The 20,487-nt window shown below is 72.3% G+C and carries 13 protein-coding genes; 7 read left to right on the top strand and 6 right to left on the bottom strand.

Going from position 1 to position 20,487, the window contains the following annotated elements:
* Positions 1-121: 121 nt before the first annotated feature.
* Positions 122-4,033: a lamin tail domain-containing protein gene (locus WMF26_RS00345; RefSeq protein ID WP_437998665.1), complete on the bottom strand. Its 3,912-nt coding sequence runs from the start codon at positions 4,031-4,033 to the stop codon at positions 122-124.
* Positions 4,034-4,074: 41 nt separating this feature from the next.
* Positions 4,075-5,394: a hypothetical protein gene (locus WMF26_RS00340; RefSeq protein ID WP_437998664.1), complete on the bottom strand. Its 1,320-nt coding sequence runs from the start codon at positions 5,392-5,394 to the stop codon at positions 4,075-4,077.
* Positions 5,395-5,474: 80 nt separating this feature from the next.
* On the opposite strand from WMF26_RS00340, the gene WMF26_RS00335 reads away from it, so the two are divergent.
* The 7 genes from WMF26_RS00335 (at position 5,475) to fadJ (ending at position 15,253) form a co-directional block, all read left to right on the top strand.
* Positions 5,475-7,175, top strand: coding sequence for a hypothetical protein (locus tag WMF26_RS00335; RefSeq protein ID WP_437998663.1), 1,701 nt, complete (start codon positions 5,475-5,477; stop codon positions 7,173-7,175).
* A 154-nt stretch (positions 7,176-7,329) separates the two neighbouring features.
* Positions 7,330-8,154 (top strand): hypothetical protein, encoded by an 825-nt coding sequence (locus WMF26_RS00330; RefSeq protein ID WP_437998662.1) that lies wholly within the window; start codon positions 7,330-7,332, stop codon positions 8,152-8,154.
* Positions 8,155-8,198: 44 nt separating this feature from the next.
* Positions 8,199-9,092: a hypothetical protein gene (locus WMF26_RS00325; RefSeq protein WP_437998661.1), complete on the top strand. Its 894-nt coding sequence runs from the start codon at positions 8,199-8,201 to the stop codon at positions 9,090-9,092.
* Between the two features lie 112 nt (positions 9,093-9,204).
* Complete coding sequence (locus WMF26_RS00320) at positions 9,205-11,148, top strand: CBS domain-containing protein (RefSeq protein WP_437998660.1); 1,944 nt, start codon at positions 9,205-9,207, stop codon at positions 11,146-11,148.
* 27 nt (positions 11,149-11,175) lie between these two features.
* On the top strand, positions 11,176-11,613 hold the full coding sequence (locus tag WMF26_RS00315) for a hypothetical protein (protein ID WP_437998659.1): 438 nt from the start codon (positions 11,176-11,178) through the stop codon (positions 11,611-11,613).
* Between the two features lie 104 nt (positions 11,614-11,717).
* Complete coding sequence (gene fadI / locus WMF26_RS00310) at positions 11,718-13,028, top strand: acetyl-CoA C-acyltransferase FadI (protein WP_061625164.1); 1,311 nt, start codon at positions 11,718-11,720, stop codon at positions 13,026-13,028.
* Positions 13,025-15,253 carry a fatty acid oxidation complex subunit alpha FadJ gene (fadJ, locus tag WMF26_RS00305; protein ID WP_437998658.1) on the top strand — a complete coding sequence of 743 codons (2,229 nt, stop codon included), beginning with the start codon at positions 13,025-13,027 and terminating at the stop codon, positions 15,251-15,253. The genes fadI and fadJ overlap by 4 nt, the downstream gene beginning before the upstream one ends.
* Positions 15,254-15,287: 34 nt before the next feature.
* Here fadJ and WMF26_RS00300 read toward each other — a convergent pair whose 3' ends face one another.
* The 4 genes from WMF26_RS00300 to WMF26_RS00285 form a co-directional block, all read right to left on the bottom strand.
* Complete coding sequence (locus WMF26_RS00300; protein ID WP_437998657.1) at positions 15,288-16,292, bottom strand: hypothetical protein; 1,005 nt, start codon at positions 16,290-16,292, stop codon at positions 15,288-15,290.
* 189 nt (positions 16,293-16,481) lie between these two features.
* Positions 16,482-18,041, bottom strand: coding sequence for a protein kinase domain-containing protein (locus WMF26_RS00295; RefSeq protein ID WP_437998656.1), 1,560 nt, complete (start codon positions 18,039-18,041; stop codon positions 16,482-16,484).
* Between the two features lie 226 nt (positions 18,042-18,267).
* Positions 18,268-19,338, bottom strand: coding sequence for a formylglycine-generating enzyme family protein (locus WMF26_RS00290; RefSeq protein WP_437998655.1), 1,071 nt, complete (start codon positions 19,336-19,338; stop codon positions 18,268-18,270).
* A gap of 278 nt (positions 19,339-19,616) precedes the next feature.
* The gene (locus WMF26_RS00285) at positions 19,617-20,480 is read right to left on the bottom strand and encodes a hypothetical protein (protein WP_437998654.1); all 864 of its coding nucleotides are present in this window, start codon (positions 20,478-20,480) and stop codon (positions 19,617-19,619) included.
* Positions 20,481-20,487: the final 7 nt, after the last annotated feature.

Here is a 20,487-nt window from a genome sequence, read left to right as displayed (position 1 = left end):
CGCTGACAGGATGACGACACCGGCGGAGGCCGCGCGGCGCGGGCCGCGCGGCGGAACCGGGGTCATGGCGGCCGCCGAGGCGCGCTGCGCCGGAGAGCGCAGCGCCTCGGCCGAGGCTCGCTCACGGCACGTTCGCCGCGCCGGGCGTGATCGTCTCGGAGAACGCCCAGTCGGCGGCGGCCTGGTTCGTGTCCGTCCCGTCGGGCAGGCGGCAGAGCGAGCCCGGAGCATCGTTGACGTCCGCCACGGAGGCGGGCAGCGGCGCGCCCTCGACGAGGCTCACGCTGGCCTCCCCGATCGTGACCGCGGTGATGCTCCCCTCGTAGGAGAGGGCGTCGATCAAGGCGCCCGTCGTCGTGTTCACCAAGGCGATCCCGTCCGGCGCTCCGTTCTGCACCCGGTTGCTCTGCTCGTCGCCCGAGAACGCGATCTTCAGCGCGCCCTCCGGCACCACCCCCGGTTGGGTGTCGCTGCCGACCACCGCCGTGCTGCCAACCACGAGGTACTGGCCCACCGCGAGCGTCCCGGCAGGGCTCAGATCGAACGTCTCGTACACGGAGCCAGGCGCTCTCGCGCCGTTGATCAACACGATCGCGTGACCCGCGAGGTCCACCGGCGCGCCGGTGCCGTTGTAGATCTCGATGAACTCGGCACCATCGGTGTCCTCCTGATCGTAATCCACCTCGTTGATCACGAGCGCTCCCGCCACCGTCACCACCTCGACGGTCGCGGTGAGCGAGCTCTCCCCGAGCGTCGCCGTCACCGTGACGCCGGCGCTCGAGCCGCCGTCTACGTAGTCGAACGTGGCGCTCTGCTGCCCGGCCGGGATCGTGACCGACGCCGGCAGGGTGCCGGCGTCCGGCGAATCGAGCGCGAGCGCCACGACCGCGCCGTCCGGCGGCGCCGGGATGTCGAGCGCCACGGTGAACGACACCGTGCCGCCCGGCGCCGCCGTGGCCGACGACGGGTCGAGCGCCGCCAGCGCCGGCGCCTCGGCCGGGTCGAGGACGCGCACCGTCGCGGTGAGGCTCACGACGTCGAGGGCCGCGGTGAGCGTCACCGCCTCCGACGCGGCGACGGCGTCGAGCAGCACGGGGGCGCTCGTCGCGCCGGCGGGCACGGTCACGCCGCCGCCCACCACCGCGAGCGCCTCGTTATCCGAGGTCACGGCCACGAACATGTCGGCCGGCGCCGGCCTGGAGAGCGTCACCTCGAGCGGCGCCGGCACGGTCTGCGCCCCGGTCTGCCCCGCATAGACGAACGACGCCGCCGGCCCGAACGCCGCGAGCCGCGGCGGGCCCGGCACGAGGTCCTCCGCGCTGCGCGGCTCGATCTTCGAGTTGTCGTTCCGGAAATCGAGGATGCCGCGGATGCTCGCGAAGCGGTCGCCGACCACCGGGAACGGGTCGGCCAGGTACAGGAGGTCGTTCACGCGCAGATCGCCCGTGACGAAGAACTCTTTGTACATGGCCTCGAGCCCGGTCACCCGGACGTCCGCCACCTCGACGAGCACCCCCTCGAGCTCGGCGGCGCGCGGCCCGTTGGTGGCGATGTCGGCCGGCGCGACCAGCGCCGGCGCCGGCGCCGCCTCGCCGAGCGACGCGATCACCTCGACCACGGCGGATCCGAGCTGGATCTGGCCGTAGAAGTTCGTGACCGCCGCGCTCGCGATCCGCACGCGATCGCCCGCGACAACGGCGTTCTCCGGGCTGTAGACGTAGACGCCGGAGTACGCGGGCCCCGCATACTCCGGGTCCCCGGGCTTGACCTGCACGAAGAACCCGCTCGCGTGCTTCGCCGTCACGAGCACGTTCTCCAGGGCCACCACCATCCCCTCGGCAACGGTGCCGTCCTTGATGTCGTAGATCGACACAGGGCAGCCCTGCACTCCCCGGTTCGCGTCCGCCGGGCAGAGGTCGCACGGATCGCCCTTGCCGTCGCCATCCATGTCGGCCTGGTCGGGGTTCTCGAGGCTCGGGCAGTTGTCCGCGCCGCTCTCGACGCCGTCGCCGTCGCTGTCGTGCGGGTTCGGCGCCGAGCAGAGGGTGCTGCCCGCGTCGACCGGGCACGCGTCGCAGGCGTCGCCCTCGCCGTCGCCGTCGGCGTCGGCCTGCGCCCCGTCGTCGAGCGGCCGGATGGGGTTGAAGACGCTCGGGCAGTTGTCCGCGCCGTTCTCGATGCCGTCGCCGTCGAGGTCCTCGTCCGTCGGCTGCCCGGTGTAGACGGTCGAGCCGTTCACCGAGGCGTTCACGGGCGCGGTCGCCGCACGCGACGGGGTGCAGAGCGGCTCGCGCTCGGGCTCGTCGCAGAAGAAGGGCGGGTAGATCTCGCCCACCTCCCGCTCGAGCTGCTCCAGCCCCATCCCGATCTCGTCCTGCAGACAGACCTGCTTCGCGACGCCGCACACGTCGAGCTCGTCGCAGACCTCCGCGCCCCGGACCGCGGCCACCACGGCCGCGTCGCCGTAAAGGACCTTCCCGCCGCGCATCACGAGCACGACGTCCTCGGGATCGGCGGCGACGATCGCGCGGTGATCGGCGCGCTCCGCGCCGTTGAAGACGGCGATGTCCGCGACCTTCCCGAGCGACAGCGCGCCGATGACCTCGTCGGTGGCCGTGACCGAGGCGGCGCTCCCGGTCACCATCCTCCACAGCTCCTCGTCGGTGAAGAAGCCGTCGTAATACACCTCGTTGAGCGCCGCCGCGCACCGGAGCTCGCGCAGGAGGTTCATCGATCCGGTCGCGATCCAGTCCGTGCCGAGGGCGATCTGCACCCCGAGGCGGGCCGCGGCGGTGACCACGGCCGTGTCGCCGTAAAGGGTGATGTTGGAGCGCGGAGACCAGATGAGCGCCGTCCCGTTCTCCGCCATGGCCGCGTAGTCGGGCGCGGTGAGGCCGATCCCGTGGATGTACGCGCTCTGCGGCTTCAGCACGTCGTTCGGCGCCGTCTGCAGGCAGACGAACTCGTTGCGCGCCGACGCCTCGATCCCCTCGGCCACGTGCGGGCAATAGGCGGCCTCTCCCTCGATGTCCTCCCCTCTCACCATGTCGTTCGAGTAGCCGCAGCCGCTCACGAGCTCGCGGCCGCTCGAGTCGCGGAGCGGGAAGGTGTCGAAGAGGACCGAATCCTGCGCCAGGCCTTCCTGATCGCCCCGGTCCAGGTTCCGGAGGAGCCCGGTCGCGCTCCCCGAGCCGACGATCGACGTCGCGCCGCCCATCAGGAAGCGGAGCTCGCCCCACCGGATCTGCGCCTGCGTGGCCGAGCCCGGCGTGTCGATCCTCGTGTGGTCGTCACGGCCGGTGCGCCAGTCGTGCCGGTGCTCGTAGCGCTCCTCCGTCGGGGTATACGGGCTGTTCTGCGTGAACGTGAGGTGATCGTGCGTGTTGATCAGCGAAGGGGAGATGACGCCCCTCGGGCACGTGATCACCGTCGCGCCCGCCGCCTCGCAATCGCAGCCGACGCACGCGATCGTGCCCCGCTCGTCCACGAGCACCCGGCCGCCGCGGTACACCGCGCCCGGGGCGAGCACGACGCCCTGGATCAGCGTGGCGCCCGCGCCGGGGACCACCTCGCACGTCCCGTGCGCGACCGGCGGGAGCTCCCCGCAGGCGATCTCCAGGAGCTTCGACTTCGTGCAGTCGACCTCGCAGCCGTCGGCGGCCGCGACGTTCCCGTCGTCGCACTGCTCGCCCGGATCGACGACGCCGTCCCCGCAGCGCGGCGGCACCTCGATCTCGCACTCCGCCGAGCAGCCGTCGCCGCCGTCCGCGTTGCCGTCGTCGCACGCCTCGCCCGCGTCGAGCGCGCCGTCGCCGCAGCGGGGCCGCGGCGCCTCCTCGGGATGGCACGTCGGCGAACAGCCGTCGCCCTCCGCCGTGTTGCCGTCGTCGCACACCTCCCCCGCGTCGACCACGCCGTCGCCGCACACGCCGGCGGGGGTGTCGCCTCCGTCGTCGTCCCCGCAGCCGTTCCAGAACACGAGGCCCACGAGCACGGCCATCAGCCGCGCGAAGCGCATCGATCGGTGAGGCATGGCGCCAGTGTAGGCGATGCCCGCGCTCACCCGTATTGACTTCAGATGACGCGGCGGGAACGCGCCGCGATCGCCAATCCCGCGAGCAACGCGAGCCAGCCCACATCCGGCAGCGCGCCGCGGCCCTGGGGCGCGCCGGCGGCATAGCTGCAGGAGCTCTCGCGCCGCTTTCCGTCGATCGGCCGCCCTCCCTGGCCGCTCGTGCCGGGCAACGGGACGCCGCTCACGCCGCCGCTGCTCGAGCCGCTTCCGTCCCCGCCGCTCCCGGTCCCCCCGCCTTGCTCGGGCTCGCAGCCCGCGGCCTCGTCGCGGAGCGCGGCGAACGCGACCTTGGCGGCGCCGGCCTCGTCGACCAGGCCGTAGAGCCGCTCGGCGCCCGGCGCGTCCTGGAAGCTGGCCCAGACCACGCCGGCGACGTCCTCCCGCTGCGAGAGCAGCTCGAGCGAGGTGGTCAGGTTCGCCGCCTGGAGCTCCTCGCCCACGAGCGCCGACGACCACGCCATCCCGGTCACGAAGAACGGGCTCTCGTCCCCCGCCTGCTCGGCGAGCTCGCGCACCTCGTCGAGGGTGCCGCCGAACGCCACCCGGTCGACCTCGCTGAACTGGCTCACGAACAGCTGATGGCCGAGGTACGACCACGGGGTCCGCTCGCCGTAGCGCAGCGCGAGCTCCTCCAGCACGGGCTGCTCGTAGAGCTCGCGCAGGTAGTCGACCCCCGAGAACGGCGCCGCGGCGTCGTCCGAGGCGAGCAGGCCGCCCGCGATCAGCGACAGCTCGCCCACGTTGAAGAGCGCCTCGTTGCGGATGCGGATCTGGGCGAGGATCTGCGCGAGCACGCGCGGCAGGATGTAGGTGCAGCCGGCGTTCTCGGGATCGAGCGCGTAATCCGGGTCTTCGAAGCAGTTCGGCTGACTCCAGATCTCCCAGCGCACGACGTCCCCGGCGAACCTCGTCATCAGCGCTTCTGCCGTCGCGGCGAACGCCTCCACATAGGCGTTGTTGCCGTCCCCGTCCGGGTCGTCGTTCCAGCGTGCCTGTCCTTCTGCGAGCGTGCGGTGGGACAGCAGCCCGAGCGGCTCGAGGCCCGCGCCGCGCACGGCGTCGATGATGGCCTCGTACTCGTCGAGCTTGTCCTCGTCCCACGCCTCGGCGCCGTCGAGCAGGAACTCGACGCGCACGACGCCGGCGCCCGCGCGCGCCAGCTGCTCTGCCCGCTCCTCGTCGAGGATCACCCTCCCTGCGTCGACGGGCGCCCCCGGGTCGATTCCATAGAAGGAGCACGGCATGTCCCGCGCGGCCAGCGCGGGCGGCGCGAGGGAAAGCGCGGAGGAGGCGGCAAGAGCGACAATGACTGCACGCATGTTTCGAGCATAGCTGGGATGACCGCCCCGACCAAGAAACGACCCCTTCATGGACCATCCATGCTAGGGAGACGCATCACATGGCTTCCCTGGAACTGGACGAAGAGGTGCGCGGGCGCGTCGGGGACGCGGCGGCGGGCGGCGACGCCGGCGGCGAGGTGGACGACGCGGCCGAAGGCGAGCACGACGCGCCGCCTGCCCGGGGCTTGCGCGACTGGCTGCGCGGCGCGCCGCTCTCCGGTCGATTGCACCTCGCGCTCGGCCTCGTGCTGCCGGCGATCGTGCTCGTCGCGAACATGGTGCGGGTGCGCTCGTTCACGATCGACGACGCGTACATCTCCTACCGCTACGCGCGCAACTTCGCCCGCGGCCTCGGGCTCGTCTACAACGCCGGCGAGCGCATCGAGGGGTACACGAACTTCCTCTGGACGGTGCTGCTCGCGGCCTTCATCAAGGTCGGCCTCGACCCCGACGTCGTCGCCAAGGTGCTCGGCGGCCTCGCCGCCTGCGGCTCGCTCGGCGCGATCTACCTCCTCTCGGCGCGGCTGCGCCCGCACGGCGCGATCCCGTGCATCGCCACGTGGCTGTTCGCGACCTCGATCGTGCAGAGCGGATATGCCGTCTTCGGCCTGGAGACGCCGCTCTTCGTCCTGCTCGTCCTCGCCGGCACGGAGATGATGTTCCGCGAGCGCGACCGGGGGACGGGCTTCCCGTACTCGGGCCTCGTCTTCGGCCTGGCCGGCCTGACGCGCCCCGAAGCGCCGATGTTCCTCGGCATCCCCATGCTGTTCCTCGGCCTGCGCTTCTTCGGGCGGCAGAACCTCCTCCGCGGGGTCGTCTTCGCCGCGCCGATCGCGTGCCACATGCTCTGGCGGCACAGCTACTACGGCACGTGGCTGCCGAACACGCTGAGCGCCAAGACCGGGAGCCTCACCGACCAGCTCGCCGGCGGGCAGCGCTACCTCGCGGAGTACGCGGCGCACACCTCGCCGGTGCTCCTGCTCGCGCTCTTCGGCCTCTGCGTGGCGATCGTCGCGCGCCACCGCGACGCGCTGTGCGTCGCGGCCCTGGCGCTCGCGGTGGGCGGCTACGTGCTCCTCGTCGGCGGCGACTGGATGCCGTTCTACCGCTTCATGAGCCCGTTCGAGCCGTTCTGCTTCCTCCTCGCCGGCCTCGGCGCCCGCTCGCTGCTCGAGCCGCTGCTCACCGCGCTCTCGGCCCGCGCCGCGGCGTCGCGCGAGCGCGGCGCGGTCGCGCTCGCCGCGGGCGCCGGCGCGCTCGCCGTCGGCTGCATCGTCGCGCTGGGCGCCTTCCGGGCGCACAAGCTCGATCGCGCCCAGTTCCGGATCCTCGACGACGACAAGCGGTTCTGGGACACCGCCGCCGGCGGCACGGCCGCGTGGTTCCAGGAGCACAACAAGCCCGGCGAGGTCGCGGTGGGCGACATCGGGTACATCGGGTACGCGACCGACTATCCGGTGCTCGACCTCCTCGGCCTCGTCGATCCGGTGATCTCCAAGCTCCCGGGCGGCTACACGCGCAAGACGGGCCCCGGCTACGTGCAGCGCGTGTTCGACAAGTCGCCGCGGTACTTCGTGTTCGTCGGCGGCGCCGACACGTGCGACAAGCTCCCGTTCCCGGCGCAGGAGAAGCTCCGCAAGGACCGGCGCTTCCGCGGCATCTACGAGGTGGCGGGGATGATCCGCCACAGCAAGAACGGCTACTGGTGCATCTTCGAGCGGCGGGACGACGCGCCGCCGCCCGCGGCCGCCGCGCCCTGAGCGCCGCCGCCCGCGGGCGCGCGTCCCCGCGGCGAAGGCCCGCCCCCCCCCCCCACCTCGGATGCGCGCATCCCCACCTCGGACGCGCGCCCCCCTACCTCGGATGCGCGCAACCCCACCGCGGCTCCGCGAGGTTTGCTAGCATCGCCGCCCCATGCCCTGGCTCTGGTACGTAGGTCCCCTCGCGTTGCTCGTCGTCTGGTACCTGACCGGCTTGCGCGGCCGGCACGAGGCGCGGCGCGACGCCGAGCTCGTGCGCTGGCGCGTGCTGATGACCCCGAAGGCGGCCTCGCGCCGGTCCGGGGCGCAGCGCGACTCCCGGAAGACGGTCGCCGACATCGACGGCCCTCGCCCGGTGCGCTCGATGCCGGGCAGCCTCGAGCGGATGCTCGACGACGCGGGCGGCGGCGCGGTCGTCGCCCGCTACGAGCTCGTCCCGAAGCTCGCCTACGTCGCGGTCGCCGGGCCGGACGCGAAGAACGGCAGCGAGTACCAGGTGGTGGTCGCGAAGCTGGCCAAGCCAGCGCCCCGGCTCACCGTGTGCCCGCTGCCGATCATCGACGGCAGGCGCGCCCCCAACACCGGCGTCCAGTTCAAGAAGGACCCGGATTTCATGGAGCAGTTCCTGGTCGAGGGGCCGGAGGCGAAGTCGATCGGCCGGTGGCTCTCGGCGCGCGTCCGCGACGCCCTGCGCGACTTCCCCGACGCGTGGCTGTTCGTGCAGGACCGCGTCATGGCGATCGCCGTGTACGGCCCTGTGGACGCGGAGCGCCTTCAGGAGCTCGTGGTGGCCGCCGACGCGATCTTCGCGGAGCACGGCGCCGGCGGCGCCCCCTCGCTCCTCTTCGAGGACAGCGAGGCGGACGACGAGGACGAGGACGAGGACGACAGCGAGGCGGACGACGAGGACGACGAGGACGACAGCGACGACGAGGACGAGGACGAGGAGGCCGCGGGCGCCGAGCGCGCCGTTCGGTGATCACGGGCGAGCCGGACCGTGTTAGTCATCGCAGCTGGGACCGCTTGAACGCGAAACCGCTGCTCTCCGCCGCCGTCCTCCTCTCCCTCGCCCTGGCGGCCCGGACCGCCGCATCGGCGGAGAATACCAGCTGGATCCGATCCCAGGGCTCCCGCGCAGCGCTCGAGCTCGACGTCCTGAGCAAGTCGGCCGGATGGTCGATGGCCGACGTCGAGTCCGAGGTGAGCACGTTCGGCCTGAGCTTCGCCCTCGTCGGTCAGCTGGCGTGGCGCAAGCGGCTCCTCCTCGACGCGGAGCTCCCGCTCGCCTACGGCAGCATCTCCGCCACGTTCCGGTCGTCGCGGCTCGACGTCGACGAGAGCAGCAGCGCCGGCAGCTTCCTCTTCGGCAACCCCACGGTCGGCGCCCACTACGCGCGTACGATGTCCAAGAAGCTCGCCGTCTTCGGCGGCGGCGCGCTCTCGATCCCGGTCATCACCGATCCCAACGCGGACGCGCGCGCCGCGCTGCAGGCGACCCTGCCGGCGCGCGCCTACGCCGATCTGCACCGGCTCATCCCCGAGCACTTCCCCCTGCGGGCCCGCGGCGGCGTCGAGGCCGAGATCGCCACGCGGCTCGTCTACCGCGCCGACACCGCGGTGATGGTCGCCTTCCCGACCAGCGGGGGCGACGTCGACCTCGTGCTCGAGCAGGGGAGCGAGATCGAGCTGCGCGGCAAGGGCGCCTTCGGCGGCGGGCTCCGGCTCCAGGCCGCGCTGACGCTCGCGCACGAGGACCAGGCGCAGCTCGCGCTGGAGCCGTTCGTCGGCTACACGCCGGCAGAGCCCGGCTTCTACGGCCGGGCGGGGCTGCTCGTGGCGCTCGACGCGCCGCTCGGGTTCGGCCTCGCCGAGGACAAGGTCGCCACGCTGCGGCTCGCGGTCGGCCACAGGTTCTGACGTCCACCGGCGTGACGTCCGCCGGCGCGCCGCGGGAATGCTCCGCGCGCGCCGCCGCCCGTCGTAGGCTTCGGAGCGGGAGCGGACCGGGCGAAAGGGCGGGTGGATCACGATGGGCGAGCATCACGTCTCCGAGCGGGCGAACGAGGAGCAGCTCCAGGCCTTCATGCGGGCGCTGCTCGACGACGTCGCGGCGCTCGAGCGCCTCCTCGAGGAGGATCGCATCGAGTCGGGCGTGCGCCGGATCGGCGCCGAGCAGGAGATGTTCCTGGTCGACCGCGCGCTCCGGCCCGCGCCGGTCGCGCTGGAGGTGCTCGAGCGGGCCGCCGACGGCCGGCTCACGACCGAGCTCGCCCGCTTCAACCTCGAGGCGAACCTCACCCCCCTGCCGTTCGGCGGCGGCTGCCTGCGGCGCCTCGAGGCCGAGCTCGCCGACGTCGTCGGCCGGGCCGCCGAGGCCGCGCGCGCCGTCGGCGCCGACGTGCTGCTCGCGGGCATCCTCCCCACGCTGCGCGCCGGCGATCTCCGGCTGGAGAGCCTCACGCCGGTGCCGCGCTACCACGAGCTCAACCGCGCGCTCCGGGAGCTGCGCCAGGGCGACTTCCGCGTGTCGATCCACGGGCTCGACGAGCTCGAGATGACCCACGACAACATCCTGCTCGAGTCGTGCAACACGAGCTTCCAGGTCCACCTCCAGGTCGGGGCGCGGGAGTTCGCGCCGCTCTACAACCTGGCGCAGGCGGTGACCGCGCCGGTCCTCGCCGCCGCGGTCAACTCGCCGTTGCTCCTCGGGCAGCGGCTCTGGCACGAGACGCGGATCGCCCTGTTCGAGACCTCGGTCGACACCCGCCCGAGCGACCGCGAGGGCCGGCAGCACAAGCCCCGCGTCCACTTCGGCGACGGCTGGGTGCGCGAGGGCGCGCTCGAGCTCTTCCGCGAGGACATCGCGCGCTTCCGCGTGATCATGACCGCCGAGACCGGCGAGCCGCCGCTCGCGGCGCTCGCGCGCGGCGAGGCGCCGGATCTCCGGGCCTTGCGCGTCCACAACGGCACCGTCTACCGCTGGAACCGCCCCTGCTACGGCGTCGCGGACGGCGTCGCGCACCTGCGCATCGAGAGCCGCGCGCTGCCCGCGGGGCCCACCCTCCTCGACGAGGTCGCGAACGCCGCCTTCTTCTTCGGCCTCATGTCCGGCCTCGCCGAGCGGCACCCGCGCATCGACCTGGAGATGCCGTTCGAGGACGCCAAGGCGAACTTCTTCGCGGCGGCCCGCCACGGCCTCAAGGCGCAGCTCGCGTGGACCGGGGGGCGGAGCCTCCCCGCGCCGGAGCTCATCCTCACGGAGCTCCTCCCGGCGGCCCGGGAGGGCCTCGCGGCCGCGGGCATCGACGCCGCCGACATCGACCGTTACCTCGGCGTCGTCGAGGAGCGCGTGCGCCGCGGCCAGACCGGCGCCCAGTGGGCGCTCGGCTCGCTCGCGGCGATGGCCGGGCAGGGCACCCCGGAGCTGCAGTGCCGCGCGCTCTCGGCCGCGATGCTCGCCCGCCAGCAGGAGGAGTCCGAGAGCGGCGGGGCTGGCCGCCCGGTGCACACCTGGGAGCCCGCGGCGCTCGAGGCGGACCTGGATCTGCTGCGCGACAGCTACCGGACCGTGGGCCAGTTCATGTCGACCGATCTCTTCACGGTGCGGCCCACCGACATCGTCGACTTCGCCGCGAGCGTGATGGACTGGCGGCACGTGCGCCACGTGCCGGTCGAGGACGAGCGGGGCCGGCTGGTCGGCGTCGTCTCGCACCGCGCGCTGCTCCGGCTCGTCGCCCGCGGCGCCGCGGCGTCGAACGGGTCCGCGCCGCCCACGGTCGCGTCCGTCATGCACGCCGATCCCGTGACGATCACGCCGGAGACGCCGACCTTGGAGGCGATGCGGATCATGCGCGAGCAGCGCGTCGGCTGCCTGCCCGTGGTCGCGGGCGAGCGGCTCGTGGGCATCGTGACGGAGCGCGACCTCCTCGACGTGTCGGCGACCTTGCTCGAGGCGTTCCTGCGCGAGGCGTGAGCGGGCGTGGCTGCCTGCCGCGAGGGGGTGAAGAAGAAGAAAAAAACGCAAAGGCGCAAAGACGCAAAGACGCAAAAAAGAGACAGTAAAAAAATTCTCTCTCGTCTCTTCGCCTTTGCGCCTTTGCGCCTTTGCGCCTTTGCGCCTTTGCGCCTTTGCGCCTTTGCGCCTTTGCGTTCGTTCTTTCAGGCTTTCTTTGGCCGACCGCGATCTAGACACACCGCGCGGAGCAGCGCTCCCGGCGCCGAGCCGCTGGCAAACGTCGCACACCCCGCGAGCGCCGAAGCGCTGCAGAGCAAGGCGCTGAATCGAATGAGCTTCCGCATGGCCGATAACGCTGTCGAGAAGATCCGGTGTGGGCCCAATTTGCATTCAGGGCCGCTTCACCGATCTTCCACCCTCCTCGCCTCGCCGAGCGCGCGCTCCGCCTCGCCTCCACCGAGCGAGGTTGACACGCCGCGTTAGCGCACCTAAGGGATCCCTCCAACCGGCGAGCCGGGATCCGGGGGGGCTGCGCGGGGCGCGCGGGGCGGGCCCGCGGCGGGCCCTCCGGCAGCAGAGGAGTCGACATGGCTTCAGGCAAGAATGGGAAGGGCGGCAAGGACCGGGTGGCGGTCGTTGCCGGGCTGCGCACGCCGTTCACCAAGGCGGGGACGGCGCTCAAGGCGATGCGCACCGTCGATCTGGCCGCCACGGTGGTCAAGGAGCTCCTCCAGAGGAGCGAGGTGAGCCCGCGCGACGTCACGCTCGTCGTCTACGGCCAGGTGGTGCCGACGCTCGACTGGCTCAACGTCGCGCGCGAGGTGGTGCTGCGCACGGGCATGCCCAAGGACATCGACGCCTTCAGCGTCTCGCGCGCCTGCGCCACGTCGCTCCAGGCCATGACGAGCGCCGCCGAGGCGATGCTCGCCGGCCAGCACGACGTCGCCGTCGTCGGCGGCGCCGACAGCATGAGCGACGTGCCGCTCGGCGTCTCCCGCAAGCTCGCCTCCGCGCTGACCGACCTCCAGAAGGCCAAGACGCTCGGCGCCCGGCTGGAGATCCTCTCCCGCCTCTCGCTGAAGGACATCGTGCCCCCGATCCCGGGCTTCTCGCGCGAGCCGACCACGGGCGAGCAGATGGGCGAGGCCGCCGAGAAGATGGCGAAGCAGAACGGCATCTCGCGCGCCGAGCAGGACGCCATCGCCCACCGCTCGCACACGAACGCCGCGCGCGCCTGGCGCGACGGCACGTATGCGGCCGAGGTCATGCACGTGATCCCCCCGCCGTACGACAAGCCGGTCGAGCGCGACAACGTGGTCCGGGACGACTCGACCCTCGAGGCCTACGCCAAGCTGTCGCCCGCGTTCGATCGCCGCCACGGCACCATCACCGCGGGCAACGCCTCGCCGCTCACCGACGGCGCGAGCGCCCTGCTCCTGATGCGCGAGAGCAAGGCCAAGGCGCTCGGCTACCAGCCGCTCGGGTACGTGAAGTCGTGGGCCTACGCGGCGGTCGACCCGGGCTGGCAGCTCCTCATGGCCCCGGTGCTCGCCGCGCCGCGGGCGCTCGATCGCGCCGGCCTCTCGCTGGATCGCATGGACCTCGTCGACATGCACGAGGCCTTCGCCGCGCAGGTCGCGTCGAACCTGAAGGCGCTCGCGTCGCCGTCGTTCGCCGCGGACAAGCTCGGCCGGTCCGCCGCCGTCGGCGAGGTCGACCCCGAGAAGCTCAACGTGAACGGCGGCTCGATCGCACTCGGCCACCCGTTCGCGGCCACCGGGGGGCGCATGGTGCTCTCCACGCTCCGCGAGCTCAAGAAGCGCGGCGGCCAGCACGCGCTCCTCACCGTCTGCGCCGCGGGCGGCCTCGGCGCCGCCGTGGTCCTGGAGGCAGCATGACGACGACCGAGAGCGCCGCGACGCAGTCCCCCGCGGCCAAGAGCCCCGTCTCCCTCGAGGTGCGCCCCGACGGCGTCGCCGTCGTCACGTACGACGTCCCGGGCGAGGCGGTCAACACGCTGAAGCCCACGTTCGCCGGCGATTTCGAGCGGATCATGGGCCAGATCGCGAGCAACCCGCTCATCAAGGCCGCGATCCTCGTGTCCGGCAAGGCCGACACCTGGATCGCGGGCGCCGACATCGACATGCTGAAGAGCGTCACCACGGCGGCCCAGGCCGAGGCGATGTGCCGGGCCGGCCACGAGGCGGTCCTGCGGCTCGTGCGCTCGCCCAAGCCGATCGTGGCCGCGATCCACGGCGCCGCGCTCGGCGGCGGCCTCGAGGTGGCGCTCGCCTGCCACGCCCGGGTGCTGAGCGACGACAAGAAGACGGTGCTCGGCCTGCCCGAGGTGCAGCTCGGCCTGCTCCCCGGGATCAACGGGCTGCAGCGGCTCGCGGAGCGCGCCGGCCTGCAGGCGGCGCTCGACCACGGCCTCACTGGCAAGAACATGCGCCCCTCCAAGGCGCGGCAGCTCGGCGTCGCCGACGACGTGGTCCCCGCGCCCATCCTGAAGGAGACGGCCGCGGCGCTCGCGCTGAAGCTCGCTGCGGCCGGCCCGCCGTTCCGGCCGGCGCGCGCCGGCAAGAAGGGGCCGAAGCTCGACGCCGCCGCGCTCACCCGGGCCGCCCTCGAGCAGAACCCGATCGGCCGGGCCTTGCTCTTCCAGCAGGCCCAGAGGCAGACGCGCGAGAAGACCGGCGGGCACTATCCGGCGCCCGAGCGGATCATCGAGGTGCTGCGGACCTACGCGGAGCGGGGGTTCGACGCGTCGAGGGAGGTCGAGGCGCGGGCGTTCGGCGAGCTCGTCGTGTCGAGCACGGCGCACCGGCTGATGGAGCTCTTCTTCGCGACGAACGCGATGAAGAAGGACACCGGCGTCGACGACCCGTCGGTGCAGCCGAGGAAGGTCGAGAAGATCGCGATGGTCGGTGCCGGCCTGATGGGCGCGGGCATCGCCTACGTGAGCCTGAACGCCGGCATCGCCGTGCGCCTCCGGGATCGCGACGACGCGTCGCTCGGCCGCGGGCTCAAGTACGTGGCCGACATCCTCGGCGACCGGGTGAAGAAGAAGCAGCTCACGCCGCTCGAGCGGGACCAGAAGCTCGCGCTGCTCACGACGACGACGGACAGCTCGGGCCTGAAGAGCGCCGACCTCGTGATCGAGGCGGTGTTCGAGGATCTCGCGGTGAAGCACGCGGTCGTGCGGGACGTCGAGGCGAACGGCAAGGACGGCGTGATCTTCGCGTCGAACACGTCGTCGATCCCGATCTCCCGGATCGCGGCCGCGTCGAGGCGGCCGGAGAACGTGGTCGGGATGCATTACTTCAGCCCGGTGCACAAGATGCCGTTGCTCGAGGTCATCCGGACGGAGGCGACGTCTCCCGAGGTCGTCGCGACGGCGGTGGCGGTCGGCAAGCGGCAGGGCAAGACGGTGATCGTGGTGAACGATGGAGTCGGCTTCTACACGAGCCGGATCCTCGGGCCGTACATGAACGAGGCGAGCTGGCTCCTGGCCGAGGGGGTGTCGATCGAGCAGGTCGACCGGGCGCTCGTCGCGTGGGGCTGGCCGGTGGGCCCGCTGGCGCTGCTCGACGAGGTGGGCATCGACGTGGCGGCGCACATCGGCCCGATCATGATCGAGGCGTTCGGCGATCGCATGTCCCCGCCGCCCACGATGGCCAAGCTCGTCTCCGACGACCGCAAGGGCCGCAAGAACGAGCGCGGGATGTACCTGTACGGCGCGGCGGCGAAGAAGAAGGGCAAGGGGAAGCACCCGGACGAGAGCGTGTACGCCGTGCTCGGGCTGCCGGTGCCGAAGGCGAAGGACAAGCCGCCCGTGGCGGTCGAGGAGATCCAGATGCGGTGCTCGCTCCAGCTCGTGAACGAGGCGCTGCATTGCCTCGGCGAGGGCGTCCTGCGGAGCCCGCGCGACGGCGACATCGGCGCCATCTTCGGCCTCGGTTTCCCGCCCTTCCGCGGCGGTCCGTTCCGCTACGTCGACGCCCTCGGCCCCGCGGAGGTGCTCCGCCGCATCGAGATCTACGAGCGCCGCTTCGGCAAGCGCTGGACGCCCGCCCCGGCCCTCGTCGAGGCGGCGAGGACGGGCAAGCGCTTCTACGACTGACGCGCCGGGGCGCGGCGGCGGGCGGCGGCCTGACTCAAAAGCTGCCTCGCGCGCCGAGGACCGCGCCCGCCGGCCCCGCCTCCAGCACCCCCGCGCTGACCCACCTCGGGCGCGCGCCGGTCGCCGCGCCGGCCGGCGTCGGTTCGGTCCACAGCAGCACCGCCGCCGCTCCGAGCCCGGCCAGCCCCACCCCGAAGCCGAGGGTGCTCACCACGGCCATGGCGTTCGCGCCGTTCGCGGCGTCGAGCCCCGTGGCATCGCAGGCCTTCGGGTCGCTGGCCTGGATGGCGCTGCCGCAGTGCCGGTCGATGACGCCCTTCTTGCCGAGCACGAGCGCGCCCACGATCCCGCCCAGCGCGAGCCCCGCGACGCCGACCCCGCCCGCGACGTAGGCCGCCGTGCGACGGCCCGCCGGGGCCTCCGGCGCGCCGGAGGTCGGCGGCGGCGCTCCTTTCTTGATGTCCAGCACCAGCGCCTTCGACTCGCCTTCGGCGATCGTGATGCGCTGTTCCTGGACAGCCCCTCCCGGCATCTCGATCGCTATCCGGTGCTCTCCTGGATCCACCGGCAACGCGACGCCGAGCGAGGCGTCGCCCAGCTCGTGGCCGTCGCGCCGCACGACCGTTCCGGCCGGCGCGCCCGGCGGCAGGGAGAGCGCGAGCCGCGGGACACGCCGAGACAGCGCGTCGATCTCCTGGGCCGCGACCTGCGGTCGCCTGCCTTGCCGGGCCTTCTCGGCCCGCGTCATCCGATCGAACAGCGCCATGTAGTCCTTGAAGCGCGCCGCCGCGGTGGCGACCCGGCCCCACCTCGCCTCGCAGGAGGCCAGCGTGAACAGCGTGCCCGGCTGGGGGTCGAGGCGCTCGCTCTCGGCGAGGGCCTTGCAGCCCGTCTCGTAGCGACCTGCCTTCATGTCGGCGAGCCCTCGGTCGAAGAGCGCCTCGGCGGCCGCGATGTCCTGGGCCGCGGCGGGCGCGGAGAGCGAGACCAGGCCGAGGGCGGCGAGGAGCTGCGTGGGCCGGCGGAACCAACGAGTCATGATCTGGCGCTCAGCAGGCAAGGGAGCTCGGGACACGGGCCCCTGTGGGGGACGAGCGACGCGGAGCATGATGGCCGGAGGGCAGGCAGGCGAGATGAAAGATCACCCCTCCAGCGAGCCTCGCCGGGGCGCATCGGGCCGGTCACGGCGCGCGCGGGCGGCGCGGCGGCGGCGCGGCGGAGCTCCAGATCAATGCCGCCCATACAGGTCGGGGGTCGAGGCGGGCTCGCGCGGCGGTGGCTTCTTGTTGGCGGACGACGCCGAAGGCGCCTTGGACCTCGAGGGCGCAGACGTGCTGGTAGGCGCCGGCGGATGTGCGCTCGGGCGGCGGGAGGCCGCGGCGGGCGCCGAGGAGGCCGGCACCGAGGTCGCAGGCACCGCTGCGGCGCTGGACCCGGGCGGCGCGGCGCTGGGCTCGGGCGGCGCGACGCTGGGCTCGGGCGGCGCGGCGCTGGGCTCGGACGCTGCCGCGGGCGCTGCCGCGGCCCATCCGGGCGCTGCCGCGGTCGGCCCGGGCGCTGCCGACGCCTCGGAAACAGGGTCCGGAGCCGCCGCCTCCGGACCGCCTCCGCCGCGAGCGCCCAGCAGGAGCCAGCTCCCGGCGCCGAGGACCCCGAGCCCGAGCACCGCCAGTCCGGCGGCGATCGGCCCTCGCATCGGCCTCGCCGCCCTTGTCGGCCCGGCCGACACCGCCGCCTCGGTCTGGGTCCTCGCGAGCGTCAGCCCGTGGGAGCGCGAGTCGCGCTCCGGGTCCGGGATCGTCGCCGGCTCCGTCGTCTCGTGCGCCGGGGTCATCGCCGTGGCGGCGGCGACCATCCCGGGCCGGGACGGCGTCCCGGAGATCGACCACCGGTCACCGCTCACCGGGACGCCGAGCACCTCTCCCAGGGCCTGCACCGCCTCCACCGCCCGGCCGAACCGCGCCGCCGGCACGACGGCGGTGGCCCGCGCAAACCACGCATCGAAGCCCGGCGGCAACATCACACCTTGCGCGCGCGCGCGCTGCACCGGCGGCTCCTGGGGACCACGGACGGCCAGCAGCGCGAACGCGACCATGTCGCCCGCGCTCCTCGCCTCTTGCCGCCAGTACGGTATCCCCACGAGCAGCGTATAGGCGATCATGCCCAGAGCATAGATATCCGCGGCCCCCGTGAGCCTCGCGCCGACCTGGAACTGCTCGGGCGCCATGTAGATCGGCGTGCCGAGGTTGCGCGTGGCGCCGGCCGCGGCCGTGCTCTCGGCGATGAGCTTCGCGATGCCGAAGTCGAGGAGCTTCACGCGGACCGAGCCGTCCTCCCGCTCCGACAGGAAGATGTTTGCGGGCTTGAGGTCGCGGTGAACGATGGACGCGGCGTGGGTGCGGTCGAGCGCGAGCGCCGTCTGGTGGAGGTAGGTGATCGCCTCGGCGGGCGGCAGGCGGCCGGCGCGCTTCAGGCGCTGGCCGAGCTCCTCGCCGCGAAGCAGCTCCATGACCAGGAAGGGCGTCCCGGTCGCCTCGTCGACGCCCGCGTCGAAGACGTCGACGATGTACTCGCTCTCGACGTCCGCCGCGATGCGGGCCTCGAGCTTGAAGCGCTCGCGCATCTCCTCGTCGGCGAAGATGTGCGGGTGCATGGCCTTGAGGGCCCGGCGGCGCGCCGTCTCCAGGTGCACCACCTCGTGGATGCTCCCCATTCCACCGGTAGCGATGAGGCGCACCACGCGATAGCGCCGCGCGAAGACGGTCCCCTCCGCGAGTGTGGCCGACACGGCGGGAGGCTCTCTTACCGGGCTGGCGGCGTCAAGGATCCAGGGAGCCGGCGGACGGCCGCGAGCGAGCGCGGCGGCGGTCTCCCTCGATGCCCGCCGTCACGCATCGCCTCGCCTCGCCGCGCAGCCGCGCAGCATGTGGGGCCCGGCGCGCGGCGATCGCGCGGCTGGACGGCGGGGCGCCGGCATCGCGCTCGTCGAGGAGCTCCGGCGGCGCCGCTCTCCACTACAGGTCTCTCGCACAACGGACGCCGGCGTCATTGCCGCTGTTCGCCGGATCGTCCTTGATGCGGTAGTAAGTGAGCAGGTACGACGCATCGTTGATGAACGCCCCGCCGCGGACCACCCGGCCCGAGGCAGCGGCCATGTTGGCGCAATCCTCGCATTCTTCTTCCGGATAATTGGCGTGCCAGTCCAGGGCCCACTCCCACATGTTCCCCGCCAGGTCCGCCTGCCCCCATCGCCCGTCGCCCTTCGGCCGGGCCCCGACGGGCAAGATATCGCTGAACGCACAGTCGCTGGCCGGAGACCCATCTCCGGTACAGTCATACGCCGCGTAGCTCTCATCGATGGTCGCGTCCCGAGGCTCCGACCACGGGTATTCTCGCTGCTGTTCACCGCCGGCCGCGGCGTAGTTCCACTCCAGCTCCGTGGGCAGCCGGCCCCCGTCCCACGCGCAGAACGCGAACGCCAGGTACCAGGTCAGGCAGTTCACCGGTAGATGCTCGTGCGCTTCGGGCACGTCCGTCCATGTCGACAAGGTCGAATCGCACTTCAGCGCTTCCTTCAGCGCCGCCGCGTTCGCGGGCAGCCAGCTGTTGCTCCAGCCGTCATCCCACCCGCTCCTGTCGATGCGCGGGTGCTTCCCCGCGCCCGCCTTGGGCTTGCTGCCGGGATAGGCCTCCACGAACTTGCGAAACCGCCCCACCGTCACCTCGAACCGATCCAGCGAGAACCCGCTCACCGTGGCCGAATATCTCTCGTCGTTGTCTCGCTTGAAGCTCCCGCCGGCCACCTCCAGGGTCGCGCAGCAGCTCTCGTCGCCCCTCGGGCCGCATGTCTCGTCCAGCCCGGCGCAGCTCGGCGGAGCGGGGCACGCTCCTCCGCTGCAAGCCCCTCCAGCGCCGGTCCCGCTGGACGCTCCAGTGCCGGTCCCGCTGGCTTCTCCAGGACCGCTCCCGCCGGCCGCTCCTTCGTGCAGGTAATAGCCGTCGTCCAGCCCCACGAGCGTCCCGCACCCGCCGGTCATGACAGCCCACGCCGCCCACATCCATGCCGCGAGCTTGCCCTTCGCCATGCCCTCGTTCTACCGCCGCGGCGCGGAGGCTGTCCACCGCTGCGCATGGCCGGGATCACGCGGTGATGCGCCAGCCGGTCACGCGCTCGCCGCAGCGCGCCTCTACCGTCTGTCCCGCGGCGATGCCCGCCGCGCGCCGCTGGCCCACCGCCGCTACAGCGGCGGGCCCGACCCCTTTCCCTGACGCTTACAGCCCTCGTCGGTCCACGGCGACATCGCGATCCGAACCCGCGGATCGCGGCGGCCGTCTACAGACGACGGCTCCGGATGGGCCGGGCTCATGAACCACGTGGCTCTTCGGGGAACCGATGGATCGCCCTCGCGCCTGCCGCCATCATCAGGGCGTTCAACGCGCGGTGCTCGAACGGCCATCCAATGGATTCCACCTCGACAACGACGCGATTCGGCTCCGCCCGAATACACCGGATCGTCCACTTCCGCTCATCGCCAATGGCCCGACGGATCCATTTGTCGAAGGTCCACGGCTCCTCACCCTGCAGAGGGGCCCTGTCAATCGCCTCCGATAGCCAGCTGGGCATGGGGAAAGCTCGCCATCCAGCGCTGGAGCGTCCTGCCTCCTCGATCGCATTCCATGCTTCCTGGAGCTTGCCTGCCACGGCATGCTCCGTGCCCGGATCGCACTCGGCCACGAAGTGCGCGTTGCGGCGGACTCGATCCCGGAGCTCGGGGGGGAACTCGCGGTCCATCGGCGTCGCGTCGGTGATCAGCCGCGCCTTCCGCAGATCCAACGACACCGAGCCGCTGCACCAGACGGAAACGTCGCATATGGCCAGCGGCCATATGCACTCGCTCTGGAACTCGTACTTGCGACCGCCCATGAGCGGCTCGCGATGCCACTCCCGCCTGAGCGTGACGATCTCTCCGTCGCGATCCCTGATGAACTCGCCTCGCAAATCGTGGAGAGACAGGGCGATCTCGAGCCGTTCGACATTACAAAAGGTGAGCGGGGCGTAGTCCTTTACATAGCAATTCGCGCGCTTGTCGTCGATGTCCACCGAGCATCCCCACATCCAGAAGACGACATCTTCGGGCAGGCGGCGAGGAATATCGAAGGATATGTACGCCTCGTAAGGGTCGATTCGCTCGAAATCGTCTCCGGTCAGGGTGACCTGCTCATCCATGCGCATC

It is taken from the genome of Sorangium sp. So ce185 (assembly GCF_051526825.1).
Classification (GTDB): domain Bacteria; phylum Myxococcota_A; class Polyangia; order Polyangiales; family Polyangiaceae; genus Sorangium; species Sorangium cellulosum_D.
The sequence above is the reverse complement of the archived record's forward strand: the minus strand, read 5'-3'. Positions and strand labels throughout refer to the sequence as shown.